The sequence below is a fragment of the Blastopirellula retiformator genome, assembly GCF_007859755.1.
Classification (GTDB): domain Bacteria; phylum Planctomycetota; class Planctomycetia; order Pirellulales; family Pirellulaceae; genus Blastopirellula; species Blastopirellula retiformator.
Genome location: NZ_SJPF01000002.1, coordinates 537069 through 563395, shown reverse-complemented (window position 1 = coordinate 563395; position 26327 = coordinate 537069). Strand labels below are relative to the sequence as shown.

The window sequence follows — 26327 nt, the reverse complement described above, 5'->3', positions numbered from 1 at the left end:
CCCGCATCGAGAAGGTAGGGGGACTCGATGCGGGTTACGCAACAACGGTCTGCGAGGGGCTGGAATCCTCGCAAGCCGTCAAACAATTTGTTGCGGGTCGGAGGCCGAAACGCAGACTTCAGCCAGCGTATCGATCGGGTCATCGGCGTCGGGGGCTTTCGCCAGCCCCTCTGTCCACTTCTGTCCGTCAATCGCGCCAACCGGAGGGCGAACGACGGCGTGAGACGCAATGTCGTAGACGCCAAATAAGACGCTGACGTCGGTTCGACCGAGACTGTTGACCAGCAATCGCAGTTGGTGCGCTGATCCGGCGGCGTTGAGCATCGTGGCGACGTCGATCAACCTCTTGTGATCGGCGTCGCGGCGGAAATCGATGCCCATCGTCGACGATTGAATCGACTGGGCGGCGAGCGAGACCGCGGGATGAATGCGCTGCAAGATGCTGCGCAGACCGACCGACGACAGCCCCAGGTTCATCCCCCAAGTTTGCAGGAACGAGTCGACCGTCGCAGTGACCGCGCCGCAGCCGCTATGTCCCAGCACAACGACCGTTTTGACCGACGACATGTGCGAAAGGGAATACTCCACGCTCCCGAGGCATTCGTCCCCCATCGCCTGTCCGGCGGTACGAACTTCAAACAGATCGTTGACGGAACGGCTGAAGAGTTGCGACACCGGCACGCGGGCGTCGGAGCAGCCGCAGACGATGGCGAACGGCGCTTGCTTGGGAACCTGGCCGGTGGGGAAATCGGTTTCGAGCTTGGTGCGGCGCTGGGCCGGATCGAGCTGATCGGGCGTTTCTTGTGCGGTATAGGCGCTGGCGATCCAGTTGCGGAAAGCGAGGTTGCCTCGTTCCAGGGCAGTTTGAGCGGCGGCGGCGTCAGCTGGGCGTTCCATGGGCGTGCTGTGCAAATACTTGAGGTTCGGATTGTAGGCGAAGCCGGTAGTCACGTGACGCAATCCTAAGGGAGAACGCAGTCGCTGCGAAGTGTGGATCGGTTGGCGGCGCCTGTGGGGCGAGTCAGCGCTCGCTGCACAGGCGGTTGGTTGATCGTTTGAGCTGGTTAGCGATCGCCGCGGAACGACTGGTCCCGCTCATCGACTTCGACGTAGTCGGCGAAGGCGAACAAGGCGTATTGGCTCAACTGGGCGAACTGAGCGGCATGGATCCAGTCGAGGATCTTCGCCCCGACGTCGTTGGAGGTGATGATCTCGACTCGCAGCAGCCCGTCGCCACCGTACAGGTCGCCGGTGACGGCGTGATGTCCCTGGCCATGGCATTTGATGATGCTGTAGTAGCGAACTCCCAACTCCGAAATTTTGTCGAGCATCAGGCTCTGAAGAGCGGCGTCCATCACAATGGTGACGCGTCTTGCATTTTTGGTGGTGAACACAGGAATGACTCCAAATGAGCGTTGGTGTAGGAAAGGGAGGCCGTCGGCCTATTCGCGGGCATCAAATAACGACCGACGTACCTCCGCTGATTTCAACTGGGCCTAGGTGACCGGCAACGATTCAGTCACAAACTTCGCGAGCTCGATGTAGATCGGGATGCCCAACGTCACGTTCCAAGTAAACGTCAGACCGAGCGAAGCCGCCAGCGGCAACGTCGGGCTGGCTTCGGGAATCGCAATCCGCTGCACCGCCGGAACGGCGATATAGGATGCGGCTCCGCAAAGCACCGCCATCAAGGCGTACGTCCCCAAGTGGAAGTGATGGCCCAACGCCATGCTGTATCCGTGCAGCGCCACGATGCCGATCAGGGCGAACAGGTTAGGCGCCAGTAAACCAAACACAATGAACCCGATCCCCGCCGACTTCAGATCTTGCAGACGGCGGCAAGCGGTGATGCCCATTTCTAACAGGAACAAGCAGAGAGCCCCTTTGAACATCATCACGAAAAAGTTGTTCGGGCCTTCGACGACATGCGGATCGACAAGCGCCTGGCGACCGCTGATGAAGCCGACGATCAAACCGCCGAACAACATGAACAGGCCGGGGTTCAGGAAGACCTCGTGCAAGATCTTCGGGCTCAAGATGCCGCCGTCTTCATGGGCGCCGGCAGCCGCAGCCGCTCCGACCGATTTGGGCACGAGCTTCTGCGAGTCGTCATGAGCGTACGGATCGGACGAATCGTCGTCCAGCGAATCTTTGCCGACCGAGTCATGATAGCCCGGTTCGCCGGGCATGTTGCCCGAAGGATCCATGCCCTGGCGACGCAAACGCGAGATCAGAAACAGGCCGACCAGGCAGCCGGGGATTTCCATCACGGCCAGCATGACCGGCATATAGCTGTCGGCCAAGATGCCCAGGGTGGCGAGAATGCCCAGGCAGGTCACAAACGTACCTGCCGAGTCCGAGCCATAATAGGAACCGACGGTCACCGCATCGATCCGGCGCATCGGGGTTGTTGTTCGCAGGATCCAGGTTGCTGCGACTCCGATGAACGCGTTCACGATGAACCCCACTACGGCCAATCCGCCAGCAACCGCCAGTTCCGAAGTCGCCAGGGCCGCCATCAGCTCGCCGCCGTGCCAGCCGATCGCAACCAACAGATAAATGGTCAAGCTCTGGTACAAAGCTTTCGGAAATTCAAAGGGAACATGCAGCAGCGGAATGGCGAAGCCCATGAAGAAGAAGAGCAACAGCGGCTGAAACAAGTTCGAGACGAAGTTGTGCACGATCGATTGAACGATGCCGTCGTTCGAGTGGTCGATAAACGGCGTCAAACGCAGCGCCCCTTGGTGATCGGCGGTCCGAATCTTTTCCAGTTTCGAGCTGTCGAGCTGCAAGCCGACGACCAGGGTCGGGTAAAGTTCAGGCTCGCCATGTTCGGCGACCGCGTCTTCCGCTTCTCCTGCGCCTTCTTCGGCCGGCTTGGCGGGTTCGGGCTGTTCGCCGCGAGCCGGTTCGACCGAGTGCACGACTACCTTCTTCAGGATCTTCTCGACGTGGGCGTGATCGCCGCCGATGGTAACCAGCGAAACGTCGACCAGGTCGCCCGCTTTCACTGCCGACGGATCTTCAACTTCGACGATCGTCTTGAAGACCTTCGTACCGATCGGTCGGGTTTTCAGTTCGTCGGACGACTTTGACTTGCTCACCGGGGCCGCCTTCGCTTCCTTGACCAGCGCTTGTCCCAAGATGACCTGCGACACGGCGGTCGCTTCGCCCTCTTGCGCGGTGGCGGCGCCTGTCGTCCAGAACACGCACTGACCAACGGTCGTCAAGACAATCGCCAGGCAGGCGGCTTTCCACCACCGGCGCCGGCCGGCAGTTGCACGATTCGCAGAGCGGTTATTCAGCTCTTGCATACTTCACCTATAAAACTCGAGTGGGGTTGATCGATGGATTGAGGCGGACTTTCTGCGTAAAAGTCGACGCCAGGTTTCGCTTTGACGGCAGATTGATTTCTCGTGTAGTTCAAGTCGATCGCGCGGACGATCGGTTAGAAGAAATCAGAACTGCCGCACTTTCAAAACGAAATAAGTTCAATGTGCATGTTGGGGCGAGAAGGCGACGGGGCCTATGCCGCCGGCGGACCGCGAAGCAGAATGGCGGTCGCCGCAAGCGTTGCGTCGTGCTGCTGCCGCTCGTAGAGCACCGAGCAGGCGACGTCGTTAGCGAGGTGAGAGAGAAACGTCGTGGTCGCCTCTGGGAAGATAGACGCGACTTCCGAGTCGGCGTCGAACTGTCCCTCGGCGGTCAGCACCGGACTTTGGGATTGGCGGTCGCTGGGGGAGAAATAGGCGCTAACCAGCGCGGTCAGCAGCACCGCGACCAGCGGTATCGCCAATGAGCGAGCCAGATCGCCTCGCAGCAGGGCCATGCCGATCACCGCCACATCCGACGTCAACGTTTCGCAGCCGCCCACTTGGGGGTGCGAAGGGCGATTGACCGGGATTGCGACTTGGTGCGTTGCCATGGCGTTACTGGAAGCGAAGCTCTCTTGCGGCGGTGTTGCAAATCAAACGGCTGCGAGCGAAACGGACGCCCTCCCGGCGTCAGCAGACCTGTGCGGCGGCTGGATGCGACCGAAGTCGCAGCCGCCGCTCAGGTGCTGGGGAACGCTGCGTATCAACTGTGAATCGTGGGGTCCGCAAGTCGGTTTGTTGTCCTGTTCCAGTGCGGAATGCCGGGAACACGTGCGGAGGCTGGCATTGTGGGAATGTTTTTTTCGGGTCGTCCGTCGCGATAGTTTCGCCCGATTTTGGGGCCTGCTCATGCGGCGGGTGTTGTGCATTTCCAACGTTATGCAATTCTGCGTGGTGATGCCGAAAAGTGCAAATACGTCTAGAATTAAAAAACGTTCATGTTCCCCGCGCAGCGGCGGAATAGTGCGTAGATTTAGCGGTTGCTGCGGCAGCTCGTCTGCCGCTTGAAAACTGAAAATGACGCTTGGATTGCCGTAATGCACATTTTAGTGGTCGAAGACGAACAGCTGTTGGGCAAGTCGCTGTCGCGGGGTTTGACCGAGGCCGGGCACGAATGTACTTGGACCCGCAGCGGTGAGAAGGGGCTGGAGTATGCACGGACCCAGCAGTTTGACGCCATATTGCTCGACCTGATGCTGCCAGGGATCGGCGGGCTGGAGGTCGTCCAGAAGCTGCGTGACGAGGGAATCGGCACTCCGCTCTTGATTTTGACCGCTCTCGGTTCGGTCGATGATCGCGTGCAAGGGCTGGATCATGGCGCCGACGACTACATGGTCAAACCGTTCGCCTTTCCCGAGCTACTGGCCCGGCTGAACGCCATGTGGCGCCGCGCCACGCCGAGACCGGCGCTCAACTACGAGGCCGGCCCGCTGGCGCTCGACCTGGGAAGTCGAAAGGTGACGCGCGATGACAAAGAGATCGACCTGTCGCCTTCGGAGTTTAGCATTCTGGAATTGCTGATGCGCAACGCCGGTCAGATCGTATCGCGAAAGATGCTCAACGAGCATCTCTGGGGACAAGACTGGAACGGGATGACCAACGTCATCGACGTTCACATCAACCATCTGCGGCAAAAGGTCGATCGCGGTTTTGACGAGCCCCTGATCCACACGGTCCGTGGCCGGGGCTACGTGCTGCGAACGTCGTGATGCCGACGTCGCCTAGAATTGCAACTGACAACGAGCCGCGAAGATGTTTGCATTGCTTTCGCCAATCGTCGGATCGTTCAACATCGCATGGATGTAGTTGAACTGGAACTTGGTGAACTTATTGACGTACCAGTTCATGCCGAGCGTCAAGTCGTTCAACTGACGGCCTGGATGCGTCGCCGGATTGCCGAGCCACGCGCCGTTGAAGTCGGCGTACGACCAGCGCGCGGTCGCTTCCCAAGCCCCGATGCCGCCGTAGCACGGCTTGACGTCATGAAACGGCGTGATCGTCTTAAAGACGCCCGTCTTCCGATCGTACGGCAGCTTCTCGCCAGTCAGCACATAGCGAAACTGAATGTAGGCGCCTTCGATCGTTTCGTTGGTTCCGCCAATCTGATCCAACTGCAGCCACTGCGCTTCGGACTGCACGTACAGTCGCCCCCACGCGGCCGCCGCTTCCAGGCGGTACGAACTGATGTTGTTGGTCGGGACGGTGCCGGTGTTGATAAACGGCGGCACGCTCGACAGGATCGTTGGAATGTTCCCGGCGCTGTCGACGATTTGAATTTCAGGCTGCGACGCGAAGCCCGCCTCATTCATCGCCGGGTCGACAAAATAATAGTCGGCGCCCAGGTGAAGCAACCGTTCGCCGTCGTCTTGATAGAACGGCAGAATCGTGTAACGACCGACAAAGCCGTATCCGCCGTTATCGCCGCCGACGTTGCCGAACGAATCGCTCGGGTAGCGAATCACCGACGCCGCCCAGGTCATGTCCTCGGCTTCGTTGTTGTTAAAAAAGCCGATACCGGTCTGGCGGAAGGGCGCCATCGAGAAGATGAGCGAGCGTTCCAGAAAGGGGATCTCGCGAACGCTGGTCAGCTCGTCCATGCCGAACGGCTGTCGCCAGCGACCGATGCGTACGGTCCCCAGCATGGCGACCTCTTCAAACTGCAGCCAGACGTCGACAAACCGCGCCTGACTGATCGCAAAGTCGTACTCCATGATGTAGCTGACGTTGTCGGCGACTTTGCCCTTAGCGGCGAGACGGGCTCGGCGAAAACCGTCGCTGTTCTGTATGTCGCCGACCGTATCGAGGTTCGCCTGGTTTTGATCGAACCAGTCGGTGTCGAGGTGAAAGAAGCCGCTCACTTTGACCGTTGGATAAACGGGACCGGCCGGAGGGCAGGGGGGAAAACCGGCGTTGGTGTTGATCACCATGCCCGCCTCTTGCGCCGGGATCCCGTAGCCTGCTTCCTGGTAGGTCGGACCGACCGACTTGACCGCCGAAAGCTGGCTCCGCAACAGTTCAATCTCGTTTTCCATCATCAACAGACGCCGCTCGACATCGGTTTCTTGACCGTAGAGTCGGGGAGCCGCGATGGCGGTTGCGACCAGCACAAACAGAGTCGCTATCCGGCAAGTCATGAGGTTTACTCCAAAACAATAGATCGTTCACGATGTTGGGGGGTGCTCCACTTTCATCGGCTTGCGCATTTACCAAAGTCAAGTATTAAAATACCTTAAGGTCTCTGTGTTACCCCGTTTAGACTGCAGCTATCATGCTGGCATCGCGGGTAGGCAAGGGCGAACACGCCGAAGGTGAAGTATGAATTCCGATGAAAACTGGATCGGCGCACGGTGGAAATCGCTGAAAACGGCGTCGCAAACGCTCCGCTTTCGGTTGATGGTCTGGAACGCAATCGTCGTGGTCCTGGCCGCCGGCGCTACGCTAGCGGGACTGCGAGAAGGAGTCCGCTTCGCCCTCTACCACGAAGTTGATCAGCTGCTAGCGGAAGACATGCGGCAAATCGTGTTGATGCTCGAGGAGCGTCCCGTCGACCTGCCCGACATGTATCAGACGCTCGAGCAGCATGCCGAAGGGCATATCCAACACGGCTGGTTTGTGGCGTTCCTGGATCAAGAGGGGAAGGTCGTCTGGTCCAGCGCTAAGGCGCCCGACGAAGCGATCGATTATCCCGAGAAGCTTGCCGAGTCGCGGCCGACCGAGGTCGACGCGATTCGGTTCATCCAGCACAGGCTAGAGAAACCGTCGGCAGGGATCGCTGCGGTTCGCTTGGGAACCAGCTTGCGGTCGATCTGGGACGATCTGGCGCGGGTCGATCGACAAGTGCTGGGGGCTTCGGGCCTGGTGTTGTTGCTGGCGCCGATGTGCGGCTATTGGCTCGCCGGCCGGGCGACCGAACCGTTATCGGACATGATTCACGCTTCGGCGCGATTGCGGCCCAGTCATCTTGAAGAGCGTCTGCCGTGGCGCGGCACCGGCGACGAACTGGATCAGTTGGCCGCGACGATCAATGGTTTGCTCGACCGAATCGCCGTCCATGTCTCGCGTAAGCAAGACTTGCTGGCCAACGCGGCGCACGAACTGCGGACCCCGTTGGCCGCGATTCGCAGCAGTATCGAAGTGACGCTGAACGAACCGCGCAGCGTCGAGGACTATCAAGAGCTGCTGGGCGAATTGATCGAAGAGAACGATCATCTCGAGAATCTCGTCAACCAGCTGCTGCTTCTTTCCGAAACCGAATCGGATCGCCACTTCATTCATCTGCATCCGATTTCGCTCGACCAGGCGGTGCAGCGCTCGGTGGAGATGTTTCGCGGAGTGGCCGAAGAAAACGGGCTTGCCTTGCATGCCAAACTGCAGCCAAGCTGGGTGAAAGGCAACGTCGAGCATCTGCGGCAGGTGGTCAACAATCTGCTCGACAACGCGGTCAAGTTCACGCCGGAAGGTGGCGGCATTGACGTCACGCTCCGCCGCTCGGCCGATCAGTCAACGGTCGAATTGGCGATCGCCGACAACGGCTATGGCATCCCGACAGAGGAGCACGACAAGGTGTTCGAACGGTTCTTCCGCGGCGATGGTCATCGCGTGCCGGGAGAACCGACGCAAGGGACCGGCCTGGGGCTCAGCATCTGCGCCGCTGTGATTCACTCCCACAATGGCGAGATCAAAGTCGAAAGCGCCCCCGGCGAAGGGGCCACCTTTCGGATCACGTTGCCGTTGCACGATCTTCGCTCCGAGGATCAATACGGGGAAGTGGGAGAAGAAACGGTTGGTGAATCGGCGAAGCAGGCGGCGAAAGGGCACTAGAGCGGTTTTCTTCAATCTTTAGCAGTCCGTTGATTTTCTCAACGGACTGCGTGATCGCATGGATGCGATCCCAAAATAGCGACGTAAGTCGTTATTTTGCGCGCCGCGAAGAGCTATGCTCTGAGCCTGGCGAGGTTGGAAAATGCCACGATGGCATTTTTCAACAGGCAGCAATACCGCTGCACGATCCAGAAAACCGAAATGGCGCCTGCTTCGTCTCAATATTCGAGCGGCGGACGTGGCGAACAGTTGCCGAGACTTCTTCTCGCAGCTACGCAAAAGGTGCGTTACGCTCTAAAGGTAGCTTCACTTTCTTGCGGACTCCGCTGCGATGACGAATAGATCGACCAAACTTGCTTTGTCGCCAATGCGCCGCTGGCTACGATTTAGTCTGCGAGGAATGTTGGTCTTGGTGTTCGCGCTGGCGATTCCGCTCGCCTGGCTCGGCGCCTTGATAAACGTCTCTCAGCGCGAGACCGCCTTCGCGATGGCGGTCGGAAAAGCGGGAGGTCAGGCCCGCTTCGACTATAACGCTTACGCCGCGTCGTGCATCTCCACCGAGCCGAAGGGGCCATGGCTGATGCGGGCGGTATTCGGCGATAACATTTTTTCACGGATCAGCTCGGTTGATCTGAGCGGGGTTAGAGATACCAGCACAATCGCCAGGGGGCTGGGGCAGTTAACGCAGCTCGACACGTTGTCATTGCCTGCCGGACCGCAAGGCGACCAGTTAATCGATAGCGTCGCCCAATTGCCGCACTTGTATCAATTGACGCTCGATTGTTCGGAGATAACGCCGCAGCAGATGCGCCGTCTGTTGTCCTGTGAGTCTCTCCTGTATTTGGAGCTTCGCGGAGCGGCGGCTGCGGATGAGGTCTTGGCGGAACTGCCGCACGCCGTGCAGATGGCGCGCGTCACGATCGTCTCAGGGCCAACCACGGATCAGGGCATGAAGTCGCTAAGTGAAATCAAGACGATTCGATTTCTGCAGATCGTCGAAGCGCCGTCGATTACCAATCGAGGCTTTCGGCAATTGACCAACGCGCCCGCATTGGGAATGGTCACAATCCATGGCACGCAAATTACCGAGGAATGCGTCTGCGAATTCAAGCAGATGCCAAAATTGGAGACGCTGGCGATAACGCCTGGCACGCTGCAGTTGCGATATAAGCCGATCGCCGCGTATCGACTCGACACCGGCGAAGCGGTCCCTACGCCGCTGCGGCGGTTCGACTGTTGGCCCTCACCGCCAGTTACCGGGCTCGTCCGATGCGTTGACGTCGAACCGAACCGAATTCGGCTCGAGCGTTGGGATGTGCCGACAAACAAGACCGACGAGTAACGCGATATCTATTCGCCCAGCGACCAGCAGTAGATCGTCGCCTCATCGCGCAAAAAAAGCCGATCGCCAACCAGCGCCGGGTGAGAGAAAATCTCCATCTTCTCCTCGCTGAACTTCTGCCGCGAAAGCAGCGTAAACTTGTCCGCCTTCGCGTCGACCAGCAGCAGGTCGCCATTGCCGATCACCAGCAGACGATCCTGATCGGCGATGATCGCGCCATAGTCGCCCAAGGCGGGATCGCGCTGGCGGTACATTTCGTCGAGATCGTTCTTTAAGTCGAGACAATAGAGAAACTTGTCGACGCAAAAGACCTTGTCGCCGACGACGACCGGCGAACTCATGTCGGGCGTCAGCTTCTGGTTTTCCATCACCGGGGTTGGGTCGATCGTGCCGTCGTCTTGAAAGGCGAAAAGCCGGGCGCCGTTGTTTTCGGTGACGATCAACAGCTTGTCGTCGATCACCAGCGGCGTCGGCACGTTGAAGTCGCCCGCCAGCGGCGGCTTGTAGGTCCAGAGGCGTTTGCCGGTTTCAACGTCCCAGCCACCCAGCGAGTCGACGTCGTGCCCAACAATCTGCCGCTTGCCGCCCAGTTCGGCCACGATCAGCGAGCCGTAACTAGGGGCCGAACCGGCTGACTTCCAGGCGAGCTTACCATCGGACAGATAGAAGGCGACCAGCGAAGCTTCGGCCCCGCCGGCCTGAGCGATGACCTTATCTCCAACCACCAAGGGAGATCCGCAGTAGCCCCACGGTAACTCGGCCGTCACCGAGAACTGCGAGCGGAGGTTGGTCTTCCAGCGAATGGCGCCATCGGCGAGATTCACGCAGTGCAAGTCGCCCATGGCGCCCAGCAAGATCGCCGCGTCGCTGACGATGGTTGGCGTCGCTCTTGAAGATTGCCCATAGTCGAGCGAGTCAATCGCCAGATATTCGAGCGTCCAGAGCGATTTGCCGGTGGCGGCGTCCCGACATTGGAAGACGTCTTGAAAATCATCAAAGTCGCGATGGCTGACCAACACGTACTTGTCGTTGGCGGCCAGCCCGCCCAGTCCGCCGCTCGCCACGTCGATCCGCCACAGTTGCTGGGGAGCGGCGGCCAGCGACTTGGGAAGCTGCGGATACCGCCCGTCGCGGTCAGGGCCGCGCCACTGATTCCACGCAGGGGCGAAGTTAGCGATTACTTTTTTTTTACAGCATCCTGCGCGTCGATCGGCATGAAGCCGATCAGCGACTCCAGCTGGCCGCACAGTTCGGGATTCTTGACTACTTCGGCCAAGGCTTGGCCGAGTTCTCCCTGTTCGGCCGCAGTGAGATGCCCGGTGGCGAAGGCGGTGACGAACGGCACTTCCTTCGTTTTAGCGACGATGCGCAGCTCGCCCTTCTTAATCGTGCCGCAACCTTCCAATAGCGGCGCCGCGTAGCTGGAGATGACCGCGGCCGACTTACCGTCCAGTTCCAATATCTTACAGGCGCCATCGCTGCACGCGGCCGAGACTTCCAATTTCTCCGGCAGTTTCACGCCGGCGGCGGTCAGCAGGTCGATGGCGGCCTGATGCTTCTCGGCGGCGTCGACATCGCCGAAGATCACGTGATAGCCAGCCAGGTCGCCAGCCGTTTGAGCGGGGTCGTCTTTGGGGACCACGATCATGCCGTACTGTGTGGTTGAGCCCTCTTTGTCGGTCAGCCGAGCCAGCGCCGTAACGTCGATCTTTCCCTGTTTCCCTTCGTACCGCACGACCGAATCCTTGCCGATGATCAGGTCAACCGAATCGAGGGCAACGCCGTCCTTCTTCAACACCGACAGGGTCGGCGCGAAATGAAGCTCGACCGGGCGGCTTAACTTCTTTTCAAGGAACGCCTGCAGGGCTTCGTACTGCCGCTGGGCGTAACCTTCAACGCAAGGGCAGGAAAGGGGAGCGGCGAGCGGATCCATCACCACCATCGTCAGCTTGGCTGACTGCGGCTGATCGGCGCGGGCCGGCGACGAAGTCAGGCCAACCAACAGGCCGAGGGTGGCGAAGAGGAGAAGGTTACGCATAGGATCAGTCCGAGAAGTGAAGCGGGGTTCAGGAAATGCTCTTCTCGCGAGCACGCGAGAAGAGCAATGGCGCCAGTTGACGAGAGCCTTACAGCGAGGACTCGGTCGTTTCGACTTTGGCTTCCGCGGTTTCAGTCGCTTCCGTTTCAGCCGACTTGCGCTGCATCAACACAATGTGGTTACGGGTGATGTCCAGCATATAGACCTTATCGCTGTCGGGCGAAACGGCGATCGAAACGTTCTTGCAACCCGGCACCAGCTTCACGTCGCCGACAAACTCTTTGAACGTGCCGTCCGCGGCGAAGCGTTTGATGCGGCCGGTGTTCGACTCGGCGGTGTAGACGTCGCCGCTCTTGTTGAAGCAAACGTTCATCGGATTGCAGCAGCTGGTAAAGCCATCTTCGCCACTGCGATCGGCCTTGCCCCAGGTGATGCCGGCGACGCCATCGGCGTCAAACCGAGCGACGCGATGTCGGGCGTTCTCGGCGACGAACAATCCCGCTTCGCAGGCCTGAACGTCCATATGACCGCAGCAACCGCGGAGGTCGGTGACGACGATCTGGCCATCGGCGAACTCCGGGCTCATCCGCCAGACGTCATACGTATAGCCTTTCACGGCCGGCGCGGCGATGTAGACGAATTTGCCATCGCTGCTGACCGACGCGACGTGCAACTTGCGTTGCGAGAGGGCCTTCATCCGTACGGCGATCTTCGCTTCTTTCGATTCGCCCGACTCTTCGGGCTGCGATAGTTCAGCCGCCTGCTGCTCTTCTAGCGCCTTCTGCTCTTCTAGGCGAGTGATGTTATCGGGCAGGATCTTCAGAACCTTTTTCTCCTGGTCGTTCAGCTCTCCCTTTTCTTGCTTCGCCTGCAGTTGGTCCATCATCTTGGTGTACATTTCGATCATCGCCGCGGCGGGACGAGATATTTGCGACAGTTCTTGTTCGGCCTGCTGGCGAAGGTCTTCTTGATTGTCTTCGACCGCTTTCGCATGTGGCGATTTGGCTTTGGACAGCAGTTTGCCTTCGGGCGAGAATCGCATCACCTGGCCATTGCCGGCGACCAGGATCGTGCCATCCGGCGCGGTATTGATCGCTTCCGGTTTGATCGAAATTTGCCAGGCGGCGACTTGCTCGCCACTAGCATCGAGGATCCGAATTTCTCCGGGGCCGCTTCCCATCGCGGTCAGGAGCTGCCCTTCTGCGTTCAAGCAAAACGCGTTGATCGGGCTCTCTTTCGGAATTTCGATCAAGCCGACCTGCTCGTGCGTCGCCTTTTCGTCAATGTTCGCGGGTTGTTCGACGGCCAGCGCGAAACTACTGGTCGCAAAGATCAACGTAAGGACATAAACGAATTGGCGTATTTGCATGACAGGTTCCCCACACGTCGACGAAAAAGAGTTAGCTGAAAAGTGAGAGCGTTTGCTTCTTAATAGTGCCATTATGCCGGTTGGTTGTTCAATTTCCCAAGAGATTTGGGGTGATATTGTCCCTCTTTTTCTGAACTAAATAGTTTCTGGAAACGGGAATTATCTGACAGTCCTTTTTGCGGTCTGCCAGCTATAGGTAGTTCGCGTATCTTCTAGACGAATTCTAGACGAATTGCGCACGACTTTCGTTTTTAGTGCGCAAGACAATGCTGGCCGAAAGCTGCCAGGAAATCGATCGCGTTTGCTAAGGATTGCGCCGTGAAGGACCAATTGCGATGCTGAAGGGTGCAACCAACGCGAATTTCAGGATCCTGCCCGAGCCAAGCAAGAGAAAAACCGCTTCTGAAGAAGCGGTTCTGTACAAATCGCAAGTTGTCCGGTCGCGGCCTAGCTGCCTGTTGGAAAATGCCATCGTGGCATTTTCCAACCTCGCCAGGCTCAGAGCGTAGCTCTTCGCGGCTCCCAAAATAACGACTTACGTCGCTATTTTGGGATCGCATCCGTGCGATCACGCAGTCCGTCGAGAAAATCAGCGGACTGTTAGCGTCGACCAAAGCCGCCGAAGCTGCGAGAACGATCGCCGCCGAAACCGCCCCGGCCGCCAAATCCTCCGCGTGACGGCGGCCCGCCAGACGACGAACTCGAAGAGGAACGACTAGAAGAAGAGGCGGTCGACGCGATCGATTTGCCATCGGCGCCGAGCGCTTCTTTCGCCGTAATAAAACCGTCGCCATTCAAATCATACCGGGCGAACTCTTCCGCCTTGCTATCTGACCAGGCGGCGGAATACTCGCTCATATGGATCTGGCCATCTTCGTCCGAGTCGTTGGAGTTGAACCAGTCGGGAAGACCCTTGGGAAGACGTTCCAGCGGGCTGAGGAAACGATAGGTGTCGACCTTCTCGCCATCGCCGCGGCTCGAGAACGATGAGCGGCTGGCGAAACTCTCGATTCGCTTCTCCAGTTCGTAGGTCGAGATCTTGCCATCTTTGTTGCGGTCATATCGGCCCAGGTCATCTTTGAACCATTCCTCTTTCTCGAGGTAGCCGCTCTTGTCTTTGTCGTGCTGATACATCAGCGATTTGGCGTTTTTAGCGACGCTGTCGTCGCCGTCCGATCCGCGGCGATCATCGCCCCGCTCGTTGTCATCGTCGTTTCCACGACGATTGTTCGAGAAACCGGAGACTCGTTTCGCCAACTCCAGTCGATCAAGCTTGCCATCTTTGTTCAGGTCGGATCCTTCCGGCGGCGTTCGCCAACGCGCGCCCGACCATTCGTAATCGTCGAGGAAACCGTTTTTGTCTTTGTCGTACCGCTCTAGCATGCTGTTGACGCTTTCGATCGTTTTGGCGTCAAACTTGTTTTCCAGGGCCAAATCGCCAAGCGGCGGAGGAGCGTCAAAGCCTTGGGCCAACTCGAGATCGGAATCTTCGCCAAAACCAGGAATGGTTCCCGGGACGCCACCTTCGCGTTGTTTCTTCATGGCGGCGGTCAACTTCTCGATGTCGAGCGGTCCTTTGGCGGTATAGCCGGAACTCTCTTTCATCCGATCGAGAAATCCACGGGCTCGGTCCGAGACTTCGTCATCTTCCAGCTTGCCGTTGCCGTTGCGGTCCATCCGCTTGAGCATTTCAGTCGGATCGAAGCTACGGCGACGGTCATCGCCGCCACGGTCTCGTCCGCGGTCGTCACTACCGCGGTCCCGACCACCCCGACCACCCCGATCTCCCCGGTCGCCGCCACGGTCACCACCTCGCTCGCCCCCGCGTCCCCCCCAACCGCTTGGCGGCTGGGCGTTCGCCAGGACGGGCAGGGTGAGAGTTAACGATAGTATTAGTAGAAGGTTACGCATCGAGAGCGAGTCCCGGGCACAGCCCATATCAGGATTGTTGAATTTCGTGGTTCCCTATTATTAACAACCACGGGCCCAGAGGGTTTCGGTTTTCGAAGAATCGACCTGAAACGGCCGGAACCTCAGGCCCTCTCGCAGGTTAGATAACCGTTGCAAGTCCACAACTCACGCCTTGCCGGGCGTTTGCTTCTACCTATTCGCGGAGTTTCAGATCATGAATTTGCGGTTCGCCCGTTTGTCGCTAATGGTTGCGGCGCTTCTGGTTACGATTAGCTCGTACTCGCTCGCTCAAGGTCCCGGAGGTCGGGGACCAGGTGGTTTTGGCGGTCCAGGCGGTTTCGGTGGGCCAGGCGGAGGCGCCGAATTCGGATTGTTGATGAACCCGCAGGTCCGTGAAGATCTGGAAATTCCCGAGGCCCAATTTGCAGAGATCCAAGAGATTATGGGCTCGGTCCGCGAGAAAATGCGGGAAGTCTTCCAGGGAATGGGCAATTTCCGGGAGATGAGCGACGAAGAGCGAGCCGAATTCCGCGAAACGATGCAGTCCAAAATGGCGGAAGTGCAGGCCGAAGTGAAAGCCGACCTGGAAGAGGTTCTGCTGCCGCATCAGATGACCCGCCTCAAGCAAATTGCCTTGCAACAGCAAGTCCAGTGGGGCGGTGGCCCCGGCGGCGGAACCGGCGCGGCGAACGCGTTGCAGAGCGAGCAAGTCGCCGAAGCGCTCGGCCTGACCGAAGAGCAAATCGAAGAGCTGCGTAAGAAGCGGGAAGAAGTGACCGCGGAACTGCGTGAAAAGATTGCCGCCGCGACGAAAGAAGCGGAAGAGGAGTTGCTGAGCGTGTTGACCCCGGAACAGCAAGCGAAGTGGAAGGAATTGCTGGGCGAGCCGTACGAAATGCAATTCCGCGGTTTCGGCGGTCGCGGCCAGAATAATCGTCCTGGTCAGAATAACCGGCGCGGTGGCGACGGCGACGACGACCGCATTTAGTGGGGCGAGTGAAGCATAACCAGTCGAAAAACCCCTGGTTCGCTCGCTCGAGCCCAGGGGTTTTTTGTTGCGGCTTGTTCGATTTGCGAAACTTTCGCCTGATTTCTGGCGTTGGACCTTAGTAGCCTTACAAACCTTCGAACAATTGAACCCTTTTCCGAGACGAAGAAGTACAATGAAATCCTTCTCGTCTCCTTTTTCCTCCAGCCCCTAATCTGCCTCAATCATGGTCGAAGCCGGCGAAATCTTGGTGCGTCACGGATTGATCTCTGCCGAACAGCTAGAGATCGTCCGTCGCGAACAAAAACTACCAGGCGACGCCATCGACCGCGCCGTGGAGTTGGGGTTCGTGGATGAAGAGGAAGCCCTGAAGGCGCTGGGCGTCGAAGTGGGGCTCGACTTCGTTGATCTAACGACCGCCGACATCGATCTCTCGCTGCTGAAGACGTTGCCGCAGCGGTTGATCTATCGCCAATCGCTCTTTCCGCTGCAGCGCAACAACGGCAGCGTGGTGGTCGCCACGAGCGATCCGTTCGACCTGTATCCGCTCGACGAAGTCGCCGCGGTGACCGGGTTGTCGGTCGTGCCGGTGTTGGCCGCTCGCAGCGAAATCGCCAAGTTGATCAAAGCCAACCTGGGCGTCGGCGGCGAAACGGTCGAAGGCCTGCTGGCGCTCAAAGAAGAGGAGACCGACGACGAAGTCGAACTGCTCGACGATATCGAGTCGGACGGCTCGGAACTGTCCGAAATGGCCCAAGAGGCCTCGGTGGTTCGCCTGGTGAATGAAATCATGCTCGAAGCGATCGAATCGCGGGCGAGCGATATTCACATCGAGTCGCAAGGGAACGGCCTGGTCGTCCGTTATCGTATTGACGGCATGTTGCACTCGCAGCCGGTCCCGCCGGAGATCAACTACTTTCAGGCGGCGATCATCAGCCGTTTGAAGATTATGGCGCGATTGAACATCGCCGAAAAACGCCTGCCGCAAGATGGTCGCATTAAGTTGAAGGTTCGCGGCCGCGAAATCGACATCCGCGTTTCAATGATCCCGATGATTCACGGCGAAAGCATCGTGATGCGTGTGCTCGACAAGGGCTCGCTTACGTTCGACTTGCGCACGCTCGGCATGGACGAAGACGTCTATCACGATTTCAAGAGCATCATCTCGATGCCGCACGGCATCGTCCTGGTGACCGGCCCGACTGGTTCTGGTAAGACGACCACGCTGTATAGTTCGCTGCTTGAGATCCGGGACGAAGCGACCAAGATTATCACGACCGAAGACCCGGTTGAATATCAGCTGGACGGCATCAATCAGATTCAGGTCCATCCGAAGATCGGGCTCACCTTTGCGGCTTCGCTGCGGAGCATCTTGCGTCATGACCCCGACGTGGTGCTGGTCGGTGAAATTCGTGATAAAGAAACGGCCGAGAACGCGGTGCAAGCTTCGCTAACTGGTCACTTGGTGTTCAGTACGCTGCATACCAACGACGCCGCTGGCGCGTTCGCCCGTATGATCGACATGGGCGTCGAGCCGTTTTTGATCGCCAGTACGGTTGAAGGGGTGATGGCCCAGCGTCTGGTTCGGAAGCTCTGCCCGCATTGCAAGACGATCTACGAACCGAAGCGTTCCGACCTGCCGAGCGACTTCCCGTGGGACGAGTTCATGGAGTCGGGCGGCAAGTTGGCCCAACCGAATGGCTGTCGGCAGTGCCGCGGCGTCGGCTATCGGGGGCGAATGGGTATTTACGAGCTGTTGAAAACGACCGAAGAGATTCGCGAACTCGCCCACGAAGGACTGAGCACACACAAGATCAAACTCGCCGCGCAGCGCAACGGCATGCTAACCCTGCGTCAGTACGGCTGGCGCAAGGCGATTTCCGGCGACTCATCGATCGATGAAATTTTGCGCGTCACCAAAGGGGACGTCTAACGCGACCCGCGTCCAACCTACCGAACGCTTTCCAACCTTTTTCACGCTTCCATAGTCACCCATGCCCGACTTCAGTTACATCGCGCGAGATTCTACCGGCCGCAAGGTCAACGGCGTGCTGTCGGCGGCGACCGAACGTGACGTGATCTCGATGCTCTCGGGCAAGTCGCTCTTTCCGATCGAGGTCAAGGCCGAGTCGAAGGGGAGCGGATTTAGCATTGGCGGCAAACGAGTCAGCGCTCAACAGGCGGCGATCTTTTACGCCCAGCTTTCTTCGCTGATCCGCAGCGGCGTGCCGCTGATGCGATCGCTGAAGGTGCTGCGCGAACAAGCGTCGAACGTCGCGATGCAGGAAGTGCTGGACGACATCGTCAGCAAGGTCGAAGAGGGCGCCGCGCTCGACGAAGCGATGCGACGGCACCCCAAGGCGTTCAGCGAGATGGCGATCAACATGGTCCGCGCCGGCGCCGAAGGCGGTTTTTTGGAAGACGCGCTCGATCGCGTCGCTCGGTTTACCGAAGACCAGGAAGACCTGAAGGGGCGGACGATGAGCGCCTTGGCCTACCCGGTCTTTCTAGGCGTGGTCGGCTCCTGTGTGCTTGGCTTTTTGTTGTTGGTCTTTGTACCGCAGTTTGACGAACTATTCGGTCGCCTGCGCGAGCGAGGTCAATTGCCGGCGATTACCGACTGGCTCCTCTGGACCAGCACATCGGTCAAAAGCTTCGGCCTGCCGATCTTGATCGGCGTGATCGGCCTCGGGTTCTTCTTGAACTACCAACTGCAGACCGAAGCGGGCCGACGACGCTGGGACTGGTTCAAGATGAAGATGCCGCTGATGGGGCCGATTTTCCTTTCCTTGGCGGTCGCCCGGTTTTGTCGCGTGCTGGGGACAATGCTGAAAAACGGCGTGCCGATCTTGCGTTCGCTCGAAATCAGTCGCGACGCCGCCGGCAACGTGATCCTGGCTAAGGCGATCGAAGACGCTTCCGAAAACATCAGCGCCGGCGAATCGCTGGCGACGCCGCTCTCGACGTCCGGCTACTTTCCCCGCAACGTGGTCGAAATGATCAGCGTCGCCGAAGAGTCGAACTCGCTTGATACGGTACTGGTCGAAATTGCCGATGGTCTCGAAAAGCGGACCTCACGGCGACTCGATCTGACCGTGCGAATGTTAGAACCCATGATGCTGTTGGTGATGGCAGGCGTCGTGCTTGTCGTCGTCATCGCTCTCTTGCTGCCGATCTTCCGCATGAGCAGCAGCTTGTAAGATTCAATTTTCGTTTCAACGGTTAGGAGTATTTTTGGACATGTCAAAGCGCAATTGCCCCCAGCGCAATCGTCGTCGCCGCGGCTTTACGTTGCTCGAAGTGTTGCTCGTTCTGGTGATCCTCGTGATCCTCGCTTCGTTCGCCGGCGTCGCGATCTTCCGCGCCTACGATCAGGCGAAGGGGGACAGCGTGAAGGTTCAGGTCGAAATGCTGAACCAGGCCTGCAAGCAATACATGCTGAACGTCGGCCAACCGCCGCAAAGCCTGCAAGATCTGGTGAGCGCTCCGGCCGGTTCGACCAAGTGGAAAGGCCCTTACCTGGAAAAAACGCTGCCCGAAGACGCCTGGGGCAACCAGTTCAAGTATGAAGTCGTCAACGGCATGCCGCGGGTCTTCTCGGCTGGTCCGGATGGCGTGGAAGGGACCGACGACGACGTCCCGACCAAGGAATCGTAATTCGCTATGCAACCGCGCGCGACAACTCGAAATGCCGACGGCTTCTCGCTGTTGGAATTGCTCGTCGTGCTGACGTTGCTGGTGATTTTGTTGTCATTGGCGGCGCCGAGCATCATGGCGCCGCTCCGTGGTTCGCGGTTGAAAAATGCCGCGGATACCATCTGCGCCGAGTTCGCCAAGGCCCGCGTCGAAGCGATGGAGTCGGGCCGCGTTCGCATGTTCCGGTTTCAGACCAATACCGGCAGCTACCAGGTCGAGCCGTTTGTGCGGTCTAGCGATACGCAAGAGAACAACCTCGTCGGAGAAGGGGACCGCGTCGTCGGCAACGGCTTGATCGAGCAATCGGTCCAAGCGACGACCCGCCAAGAGATTTTGGCCGAGGGGATCGTCTTCATGGGAGAGCAGGTCGACATCGACATGCGCTCTTACGACACGACCGACGGACAAATCGCTGACGCCCAAGGAGGACTCTCGCGGCCGGTTCTGTTCTATCCTGACGGCACGACCTCCGATGCGATGGTCGTCATGAAGGCGGAAGATGGCGCCATGACGATGGTCAAACTCCGCGGCTTGACCGGCATCGCTAAAATCGGCGAGGTCCAATCAGCGGAGGATCTGTCGTTATGAGTGGTTTGATGCATAGGTTGAGTTCCCGGGCGCCAAATCGCACTTCACGCGGGTTCTCCCTGATCGAGGTCGTCCTGGCCTTCGCGATCCTGGCCGGCTCATTGGCGGTGCTGGGGCAACTGATCAGCATCGGTTTCCGCAGCGCTCGCGAGGCCGAGGGGCTAACCGAGTCGCAGATGCTCTGCCAGACGATTATGGACGAGATCATTGTTGGCGTTCGCTTGCCTGATCCGGTTAGTGACATCCCGATCGACATGCTGACCGACTCCAGCGTCGTGATCCCCAACCGAACGGCCGACTGGGTTTATTCAATCGACTCGCAGCCATCGGCGATGGAAGGTTTGCTGGCGGTGCAAGTGATCGTGCGCCGCGCCAATGCGACCTCGCTGGCCAACGCCGATCAATTTGAGTTGATTCGCTGGATTCCCGATCCGGAAGCGGACCTGCTGGAAATGCCCGACTCAAGCGATCCCAATTCAACCACCAGCAGTAGCAGCGGAGGCGCAATATGAAGACGCCTCGCCAAAATCGCCATGGGTTGTCGCTGCTGGAATTGATCGTCGCATCGGCGATCGCCGTCGTTTTGATGGCGGGGGTCAGCGCGGCGATTCATATGTACTCGAAAAGCGTCGACGTCGGACGAACCAACGTCGAAGAGGCGCAGCTCGGGCGCGCCGTCATGAAATTGATGGAAGACGATCTGCGAAACTGCATCTGGAAGAACGACATCGATTTCTCGTCGGTGGCCGAACTTGCCGCCGATCAAACGGCCGGGGCGAGCGAATTGCTTGACTCGACCGGCTTGAGCGGCGGAATCGAGATGGGGGACGAAGCGGAGACGCTCTCCAACACCACCGACCTAGCCGCTTCGACGACGCCCGCCATGCAGATCGGTCTGTACGGCAATGCGACCGAACTGCAGTTCGACATGAGTCGCTTGCCGCGAGTCGATGAGTACGATCCCGAATTTGTCGGTTTTCGTTCGCTGGCGATCGCCGACAAGCCAAGCGACGTCAAAACCGTCACCTACTATCTGTTGATCCCGGGAACCGCGTATCAAGGGGTGGTCGGCGATCCGGCAGATCGCACCGCCGAGCAAACCGGATTGGTCCGCCGCGTGCTCGACCGTTCGGTAACGCAGTGGGCGATGGAGAACGGCGACACCAAACAACTCGACGCCAGCGGCGAGATCGTGGCGCCGGAAGTCAGCTATCTCAACTTCCGCTATTTCGATGGTTACGAGTGGTACGAAGAATGGGACTCGGCCGCGATGGAAGGCTTGCCTTTGGCGGTCGATATTGTGTTGGCGATTCGTTCGGCCGACGACCGAGCCAGCGCGCAGCAAAGCGACGACCCGTTTGTGGTGGGCGTTGCTGAGGGAGACATGGTCTATCGCCGCTTGATCCGGATCCCGATCGCTGTACCAATTGATCCGTATGCCGAAGAAGAGGCGCTGACCGAAACCGACTCGAGCATGGAGTCGGGACTATGAGTCGTACGCAAACTCAAAAAGCCCGCCGCGGCGCCGTGCTGATTGTGGTGCTGGTCGTGGTGATGATGCTGTCGCTCGGCGCGTACGCGTTTACCGAGTTGATGCAGGTCGAAAGTCACGCCGTTCATCTAACCGGGCGGCAGATTCAAGCCCGAGCGTTGGCCGAGTCGGGCGAGTCGTTTCTCGAATCGTTCTTAGCCCTTGGTCCGGAAGGGATGATCGAACAGGGGGGCATCTATGACAACCCGGCCCTCTTCCAAGGGCAACTGGTTATCGACGACGAAGAAGACGATCGGCAGCGGGGGCGGTTTACGGTGCTCGCGCCGCTGGTCGACGTGGATGGCTACTTGAACGGAATTCGCTATGGCTTGGAAGATGAATCGGCCCGGTTGAATCTGAACGCCCTGTTGATGCTGGACGAACAAGCGAGCAGTGCCGCCGGCGTCGCCAGTTCGGCAGGATTGTCGGGCGAAGATGGCGCTTCGGCGGCCTCGGCAGCGCTGGGCGGTTCCAGCTCTGGCTTGAGTGGACTGGCGAGCGACGAGACGCTCACCTCCGGCAGTACCGGGCGACAGCTCTTGATGGGCTTGCCTGGCATGACCGAAGAGATCGCCGACGCCATTCTCGATTATCTGGACGAGGATGACGAGCCGCGTGAGTATGGCGCCGAGATCGACTATTACTCGGGCCTAGATCCTCCGTACGCTCCCAAGAATGGTCCGCTGGAAACGGTCGAAGAGCTTCTCTTAGTGCGCGGCGTCACGCCGCAGCTGTTGTTTGGTCGCGATGAAAACCGCAACGGGGTGATTGATCCGCAAGAGCAGACCTTCTCGGCCACCGACGATCGGATGGAGCAGCAGATGCTGGACGAAGTGCCGGAGCGCGGATGGTCGTCGTACCTGACGCTTTACAGCATGGAGAAGAACTACGGCGACGATGGTACCGAAAAGATCTTCATCAATGACGAAGATGTCGAGGCGCTCTACGGCCGGCTGCAGGAAGTGTTGCCCCAGGAGTGGTCCGACTTTATCGTCGCTTATCGAATGTACGGGCCGAGCAGCTCGTCCGCCAATGCGACCAACCAGCGGACCGTAACGACTGCGCAGTTCGACTTCAGCCAAGACCCGCAGGGAACGTTCGCAAGCGCGCTCGATCTGATCGACGCCGAAGTTTCGATTTCGCAAGGCGGCAATCAGAATGGCGGCGGAAATGGTCAGACGCAGATCATGAAGTCGCCATTCACGGCGTTCAACGCGGCCGATTGGATGCCCGACTTTATGGAACTGCTGACGGTCAACCAGTCGCCGATCATTCCGGGTCGGATCAACATCAATCAGGCGCCGCGCGAGATTTTGGTCGCCATCCCCGGCATGACCGAAGAAGCGGCCAATGCGATCATCGAGGCTAGGCTCCCCAATGCCGACGAGGATAACCCACTTAGGGCCTACGAAACCTGGATTTGGGTGGAAGGCCTGGTGACGCTCGACGAAATGAAGACGCTATTTCCGCTGATCAACGCCGGGGGCGACGTCCATCGCGCGCAGATTGTCGGTTATTACGAAGGTGGACTCGCATTTAGCCGGCATGAGGCCGTAATTGACGCTACTCAGCCCCAGCCGCGCCTATTATTGTGGAGAGATATCAGCCATCTCGGGCGCGGGCATCCCTTAGAAGTGCTAGGTATCGGGCTCGGTTATTCCGGCGCCGCCAACTAACTCGGAGCGTACGCCTTATGGCGAAAATGATTGGAATTGAATGGGACGGCAGCGAGATCCGCGTCGTCGTTGCGCGCTCGCGCATCGGCGGCTTGACGGTCGACGCTGCGTTTGCCGCCCCCCGGACCAGCGACCTGGCCGAATCGATCCGCACGGCGCTTGCCGACCGCGGCGTCGCCGGCGGACCGGTCAGCGTGACGCTGTCGCGCAGCAATGTCGAATTGCATGTCCTCACGTTGCCGCCGGCGCCGGCGGAAGAGCTGCCCGATATGGTTCGCTTCGCCGCGATGCGCGAGTTCACGGCGCTGACCGACGACTGGCTGCTCGACTACACGCCGATTGAAGAAAACGCCGTCGGTCAGTCGACCGTGTTGGCGGCAGGCATCTCCGGCAAAGGTTTGAAGAGCGTCGAGACGCCCTGTGCCAGCGCCGCGCTGACCGTCGAACAAGTCGGCGTTCGCCCGCTGGCCGCCGCGTCGTTGATTGCCCGCGATCCGGAACATGCGTCGACCGTGGCGATGGTCGTTGAATCAAGCTCCGACGATATCGAACTGACCATCATCGCCGACGGCGCCGTCGTCTTTTCTCGCTCGACTCGCTTGCCTGGCGAGGAAGGTTCGGAAGAGCGTCAAAAGGCGCTGCAGTTGGAAGCCCGCCGAACGCTGATCGCGGCGCGCAACCAGCTAGGGGCGCATGCCGTCGAGAAAATCCTGTTGTTGGGGCAGGAAGAGCTGTCGCCGATGAAGGCGTCGCTCGCCGCGACCTTAGGACTGCCGGCCGATCTGTACGATCCGTTCGCCAGCCCAGCAGTCAAGTACTCGGGCGCCGACAAGCTGGTTCACCGTGGTCGCTATGCGGGGCTGTTGGGCCTGTTGGCCGATCAATCTTCGCCCTCGGCTCACTCGCTCGACCTGCGAAATCCGCGGAAACGCCCGGCCCCGCCCAGCAAGCGGCGGATGTACGTCACCTATGGAACCGCCGCCGCGGTGATCGCCGCCTTGGTGATCGGCGTCATCTGGATGCGGCTCGGTTCGCTGGATGGTCAAATCAAAGAGGCGCAGGAGAAGCTCGCCAAGCTGAAAGCTTCGAACAAGGAAGCGGTCTTGCAGCAAAACGACGTCGAGAAGATCGATCGCTGGCTCGACTCCAGTATTCAGTGGTTGGACCAAGCCTACTGGATGGCCAACACCATGCCCCCGGCCGAAGCGACGATTCTGTCGCGGATGCAGATGGACGCGACGCAAGCAGCCGGCGGCGTGATCATGCTCGACGGCTACGTCGCCGACGATAGTGGAATCAAGAAGCTGGAAAACGCTCTGCGGGACGAGACGCACGAGGTGAGCAATCTCGGCAGTAAGCAGTCGGAAGTCTCCGGCTACGCCTGGAATTTCCAAGAGCGGATTACCGTCGCCAAGCCGACCAGCAATCCCTTTACGGATGAGCCGGAAGAACCGCAGCCAGGGAAAGCCGAGCCTGCGTCCGAAACGGCGGAAGAGAAGGAGCCTGCCAAGACCGAACCGGTAAATACCGAGCCGACGGCTGAGCCAGCTGCCGAAGAGGAGGCCCAATCATGAGCCAACGCGAAAAAGTTTTGGTCGGCGTCGTCGGCATGCTGGTCGTTTTGGGCGTGCTCTATTTCGGCTACAGCCGTTATGCATCCGCCTATGACCAACGAGCGAAACAGCTCGACTCGCTCAAACAGCAGATCGACCGCGAAGAGTATACCGAGATCCAGGCGATCTTCGCCGCCCAGCGACTCGCCACGTACCAAGAGCATTGTTTGCCGGAAGATTACCGCGCCGCCCAATCGCTCTACTCCAGCTGGCTGCATGAGAAGGTGGCCGAAGCGGGGTTTGAGGATGTGGTGATCAAGCCGGTCAGCGGCAAGAAGGTGGGCATGCATGCCGAGTACGCGTTCAGCATTCGCGCGAAAGCGCCGCTGGCGCGGGTGACGCAATTCTGCTATGAATTTTATGCGTTTGACGTGCTGCACAAGATCAAGTCGATTGTGCTGCGTCCGATCCAGGAATCGGAAAACCTGGAAGTGGCGCTGACGGTCGAAGTGGTCGGCATCAAGGACGTCGCCAATCTGGTCGACCCGAAAAAGCAACGACATGATTCGCTGCAGCATGGCAATCTGAAGGACTACCAGGAAGTGATCCTGGCCCGCGACTTCTTTCGCCCTGGCAACAAGCCGCCGCGACTCGTCTCGACCACCAAGCACACCGCCGAAATGGGGAAGACGTTTAGCTACGCCGTCAAAGCGGAAGATCCGGACAAGAAAGATCTCCTTTCTTTCAAATTGGGAGAAGGGGCGCCGGAAGGCTTGAAGCTAAGCGATCGCGGTACGCTGCTATGGAAACCGGAGGAACTTGGCCAGTACAAGTTCAACGTGATGGTCCATGATGATCGCCAGCCGAGCGTGATGGATACCAAGGAGTTTACGATCGCCGTCGTCGAGCCGAAGCCGCCCGAGACGCGTCCCGAACCGAAGCCTTCGTTTGACGACGCCCAGCACGCCTTCCTGACCGCCACGATTGTTTCGGGCGAACAGCCGGAAGCGTGGGTTAGTCTGCGGACCAAGAACAAGATGCTCCGGCTGAAGCCGGGCGAGAAGTTCGAGATCGGGCAGCTGAAGGGAAAGATCGTTTCGGTCGGCGACAAATATATCGAAATTGAGATCGGCGGCGAAACGGTCCAATTGCGAATCGGTCAGCCCTTGAGCGAAGCTCGGGGAAGCGAGGCGCTGTAGCTTCAACGCTGCTCATTTTCGACGCACGCCACACAAGCGCGCCTCTTCTGGGGGCGTGCTTTTTCTATGCCCTTCGCGCAGTGCTAGCGTCGACGCGACAGCGATGGCGCTACTCTCCTTACCGAGACGTTACATCTTCTCACGCGTGGCAAGCTGTGGCGCTTTTCCGGGCAGGAATGCTTGTAGCGATTGGTGGTCACATTCCGATCAAACCAAAAAGTCAAAGTGCGCGGTCGCTTCG

At 59.1% G+C, this 26327-nt stretch carries 22 protein-coding genes; 13 read left to right on the top strand and 9 right to left on the bottom strand.

The features are described 5' to 3' along the window. Positions 1-78: 78 nt before the first annotated feature. The 4 genes from Enr8_RS09640 to Enr8_RS09625 form a co-directional block, all read right to left on the bottom strand. Positions 79-951 carry a carbonic anhydrase gene (locus tag Enr8_RS09640; protein WP_146430868.1) on the bottom strand — a complete coding sequence of 291 codons (873 nt, stop codon included), beginning with the start codon at positions 949-951 and terminating at the stop codon, positions 79-81. A 113-nt stretch (positions 952-1064) separates the two neighbouring features. Next, the gene (locus Enr8_RS09635; protein ID WP_146430865.1) at positions 1065-1394 is read right to left on the bottom strand and encodes a P-II family nitrogen regulator; all 330 of its coding nucleotides are present in this window, start codon (positions 1392-1394) and stop codon (positions 1065-1067) included. Between the two features lie 102 nt (positions 1395-1496). Next, on the bottom strand, positions 1497-3230 hold the full coding sequence (locus Enr8_RS09630; protein WP_222434835.1) for a sodium-dependent bicarbonate transport family permease: 1734 nt from the start codon (positions 3228-3230) through the stop codon (positions 1497-1499). Positions 3231-3526: 296 nt separating this feature from the next. Beyond that, a complete protein-coding gene (locus tag Enr8_RS09625) occupies positions 3527-3925 on the bottom strand; it encodes a hypothetical protein (protein ID WP_146430861.1) in 399 nt (132 codons plus the stop codon). A gap of 486 nt (positions 3926-4411) precedes the next feature. On the opposite strand from Enr8_RS09625, the gene Enr8_RS09620 reads away from it, so the two are divergent. After that, a complete protein-coding gene (locus tag Enr8_RS09620) occupies positions 4412-5083 on the top strand; it encodes a response regulator transcription factor (RefSeq protein WP_146430859.1) in 672 nt (223 codons plus the stop codon). A gap of 12 nt (positions 5084-5095) precedes the next feature. On the opposite strand, the gene Enr8_RS09615 is transcribed toward Enr8_RS09620, so the two are convergent. Beyond that, positions 5096-6508, bottom strand: a complete 1413-nt coding sequence (locus tag Enr8_RS09615; protein ID WP_146430857.1) for an OprO/OprP family phosphate-selective porin — start codon at positions 6506-6508, stop codon at positions 5096-5098. A gap of 181 nt (positions 6509-6689) precedes the next feature. Between Enr8_RS09615 and Enr8_RS09610 the strand changes: the two genes are divergently transcribed. Together Enr8_RS09610 and Enr8_RS09605 are read left to right on the top strand one after the other, a co-directional pair. Then, positions 6690-8195: a sensor histidine kinase gene (locus tag Enr8_RS09610; protein WP_146430855.1), complete on the top strand. Its 1506-nt coding sequence runs from the start codon at positions 6690-6692 to the stop codon at positions 8193-8195. 367 nt (positions 8196-8562) lie between these two features. Next, positions 8563-9537 (top strand): leucine-rich repeat domain-containing protein, encoded by a 975-nt coding sequence (locus Enr8_RS09605; protein ID WP_186767542.1) that lies wholly within the window; start codon positions 8563-8565, stop codon positions 9535-9537. An 8-nt stretch (positions 9538-9545) separates the two neighbouring features. On the opposite strand, the gene Enr8_RS09600 is transcribed toward Enr8_RS09605, so the two are convergent. The 4 genes from Enr8_RS09600 to Enr8_RS09585 form a co-directional block, all read right to left on the bottom strand. After that, on the bottom strand, positions 9546-10784 hold the full coding sequence (locus Enr8_RS09600) for an outer membrane protein assembly factor BamB family protein (protein ID WP_146430851.1): 1239 nt from the start codon (positions 10782-10784) through the stop codon (positions 9546-9548). Next, positions 10715-11575: a PhnD/SsuA/transferrin family substrate-binding protein gene (locus Enr8_RS09595; protein ID WP_146430849.1), complete on the bottom strand. Its 861-nt coding sequence runs from the start codon at positions 11573-11575 to the stop codon at positions 10715-10717. The genes Enr8_RS09600 and Enr8_RS09595 overlap by 70 nt, the downstream gene beginning before the upstream one ends. Positions 11576-11663: 88 nt before the next feature. Then, positions 11664-12944, bottom strand: coding sequence for a hypothetical protein (locus Enr8_RS09590; RefSeq protein ID WP_146430847.1), 1281 nt, complete (start codon positions 12942-12944; stop codon positions 11664-11666). A 600-nt stretch (positions 12945-13544) separates the two neighbouring features. Then, complete coding sequence (locus Enr8_RS09585) at positions 13545-14855, bottom strand: EF-hand domain-containing protein (RefSeq protein WP_146430845.1); 1311 nt, start codon at positions 14853-14855, stop codon at positions 13545-13547. 214 nt (positions 14856-15069) lie between these two features. Between Enr8_RS09585 and Enr8_RS09580 the strand changes: the two genes are divergently transcribed. From Enr8_RS09580 to Enr8_RS09535, 10 genes are all read left to right on the top strand, one after another. Further along, on the top strand, positions 15070-15843 hold the full coding sequence (locus tag Enr8_RS09580) for a hypothetical protein (protein ID WP_146430843.1): 774 nt from the start codon (positions 15070-15072) through the stop codon (positions 15841-15843). A gap of 226 nt (positions 15844-16069) precedes the next feature. Beyond that, a complete protein-coding gene (locus tag Enr8_RS09575) occupies positions 16070-17776 on the top strand; it encodes a GspE/PulE family protein (RefSeq protein WP_246120021.1) in 1707 nt (568 codons plus the stop codon). Positions 17777-17837: 61 nt separating this feature from the next. Further along, positions 17838-19043, top strand: a complete 1206-nt coding sequence (locus Enr8_RS09570) for a type II secretion system F family protein (protein ID WP_146430839.1) — start codon at positions 17838-17840, stop codon at positions 19041-19043. 40 nt (positions 19044-19083) lie between these two features. Beyond that, entirely contained in the window at positions 19084-19500 is a 417-nt protein-coding gene (gene gspG, locus Enr8_RS09565; protein WP_146430837.1) for a type II secretion system major pseudopilin GspG, read from the top strand. A 6-nt stretch (positions 19501-19506) separates the two neighbouring features. Beyond that, on the top strand, positions 19507-20127 hold the full coding sequence (locus Enr8_RS09560) for a prepilin-type N-terminal cleavage/methylation domain-containing protein (protein ID WP_146430835.1): 621 nt from the start codon (positions 19507-19509) through the stop codon (positions 20125-20127). An 8-nt stretch (positions 20128-20135) separates the two neighbouring features. Further along, complete coding sequence (locus Enr8_RS09555; protein WP_146430833.1) at positions 20136-20639, top strand: type IV pilus modification PilV family protein; 504 nt, start codon at positions 20136-20138, stop codon at positions 20637-20639. Then, the gene (locus tag Enr8_RS09550) at positions 20636-21619 is read left to right on the top strand and encodes a prepilin-type N-terminal cleavage/methylation domain-containing protein (protein WP_146430831.1); all 984 of its coding nucleotides are present in this window, start codon (positions 20636-20638) and stop codon (positions 21617-21619) included. The genes Enr8_RS09555 and Enr8_RS09550 overlap by 4 nt, the downstream gene beginning before the upstream one ends. Further along, the gene (locus Enr8_RS09545; RefSeq protein WP_146430829.1) at positions 21616-23334 is read left to right on the top strand and encodes a type II secretion system protein GspK; all 1719 of its coding nucleotides are present in this window, start codon (positions 21616-21618) and stop codon (positions 23332-23334) included. The genes Enr8_RS09550 and Enr8_RS09545 overlap by 4 nt, the downstream gene beginning before the upstream one ends. A 17-nt stretch (positions 23335-23351) precedes the next feature. After that, positions 23352-24908 (top strand): type IV pilus biogenesis protein PilM, encoded by a 1557-nt coding sequence (gene pilM / locus Enr8_RS09540; RefSeq protein ID WP_146430827.1) that lies wholly within the window; start codon positions 23352-23354, stop codon positions 24906-24908. After that, on the top strand, positions 24905-26086 hold the full coding sequence (locus Enr8_RS09535; protein ID WP_146430825.1) for a putative Ig domain-containing protein: 1182 nt from the start codon (positions 24905-24907) through the stop codon (positions 26084-26086). The genes pilM and Enr8_RS09535 overlap by 4 nt, the downstream gene beginning before the upstream one ends. The last annotated feature ends 241 nt before the right edge of the window (positions 26087-26327 follow it).

Excerpts from the sequence above, each read along its gene's own strand:
- Enr8_RS09625 (WP_146430861.1), bottom strand. The coding sequence starts at position 3,925 with ATGGCAACGCACCAAGTCGCAATCCCGGTCAATCGCCCTTCGCACCCC.
- Enr8_RS09620 (WP_146430859.1), top strand. The coding sequence starts at position 4,412 with ATGCACATTTTAGTGGTCGAAGACGAACAGCTGTTGGGCAAGTCGCTG.
- Enr8_RS09615 (WP_146430857.1), bottom strand. The coding sequence starts at position 6,508 with ATGACTTGCCGGATAGCGACTCTGTTTGTGCTGGTCGCAACCGCCATC.
- Enr8_RS09610 (WP_146430855.1), top strand. The coding sequence starts at position 6,690 with ATGAATTCCGATGAAAACTGGATCGGCGCACGGTGGAAATCGCTGAAA.
- Enr8_RS09605 (WP_186767542.1), top strand. The coding sequence starts at position 8,563 with ATGCGCCGCTGGCTACGATTTAGTCTGCGAGGAATGTTGGTCTTGGTG.
- Enr8_RS09595 (WP_146430849.1), bottom strand. The coding sequence starts at position 11,575 with ATGCGTAACCTTCTCCTCTTCGCCACCCTCGGCCTGTTGGTTGGCCTG.
- Enr8_RS09590 (WP_146430847.1), bottom strand. The coding sequence starts at position 12,944 with ATGCAAATACGCCAATTCGTTTATGTCCTTACGTTGATCTTTGCGACC.
- Enr8_RS09585 (WP_146430845.1), bottom strand. The coding sequence starts at position 14,855 with ATGCGTAACCTTCTACTAATACTATCGTTAACTCTCACCCTGCCCGTC.
- Enr8_RS09580 (WP_146430843.1), top strand. The coding sequence starts at position 15,070 with ATGAATTTGCGGTTCGCCCGTTTGTCGCTAATGGTTGCGGCGCTTCTG.
- Enr8_RS09575 (WP_246120021.1), top strand. The coding sequence starts at position 16,070 with ATGGTCGAAGCCGGCGAAATCTTGGTGCGTCACGGATTGATCTCTGCC.
- Enr8_RS09570 (WP_146430839.1), top strand. The coding sequence starts at position 17,838 with ATGCCCGACTTCAGTTACATCGCGCGAGATTCTACCGGCCGCAAGGTC.
- gspG (WP_146430837.1), top strand. The coding sequence starts at position 19,084 with ATGTCAAAGCGCAATTGCCCCCAGCGCAATCGTCGTCGCCGCGGCTTT.
- Enr8_RS09560 (WP_146430835.1), top strand. The coding sequence starts at position 19,507 with ATGCAACCGCGCGCGACAACTCGAAATGCCGACGGCTTCTCGCTGTTG.
- Enr8_RS09555 (WP_146430833.1), top strand. The coding sequence starts at position 20,136 with ATGCATAGGTTGAGTTCCCGGGCGCCAAATCGCACTTCACGCGGGTTC.
- Enr8_RS09550 (WP_146430831.1), top strand. The coding sequence starts at position 20,636 with ATGAAGACGCCTCGCCAAAATCGCCATGGGTTGTCGCTGCTGGAATTG.
- Enr8_RS09545 (WP_146430829.1), top strand. The coding sequence starts at position 21,616 with ATGAGTCGTACGCAAACTCAAAAAGCCCGCCGCGGCGCCGTGCTGATT.
- pilM (WP_146430827.1), top strand. The coding sequence starts at position 23,352 with ATGGCGAAAATGATTGGAATTGAATGGGACGGCAGCGAGATCCGCGTC.
- Enr8_RS09535 (WP_146430825.1), top strand. The coding sequence starts at position 24,905 with ATGAGCCAACGCGAAAAAGTTTTGGTCGGCGTCGTCGGCATGCTGGTC.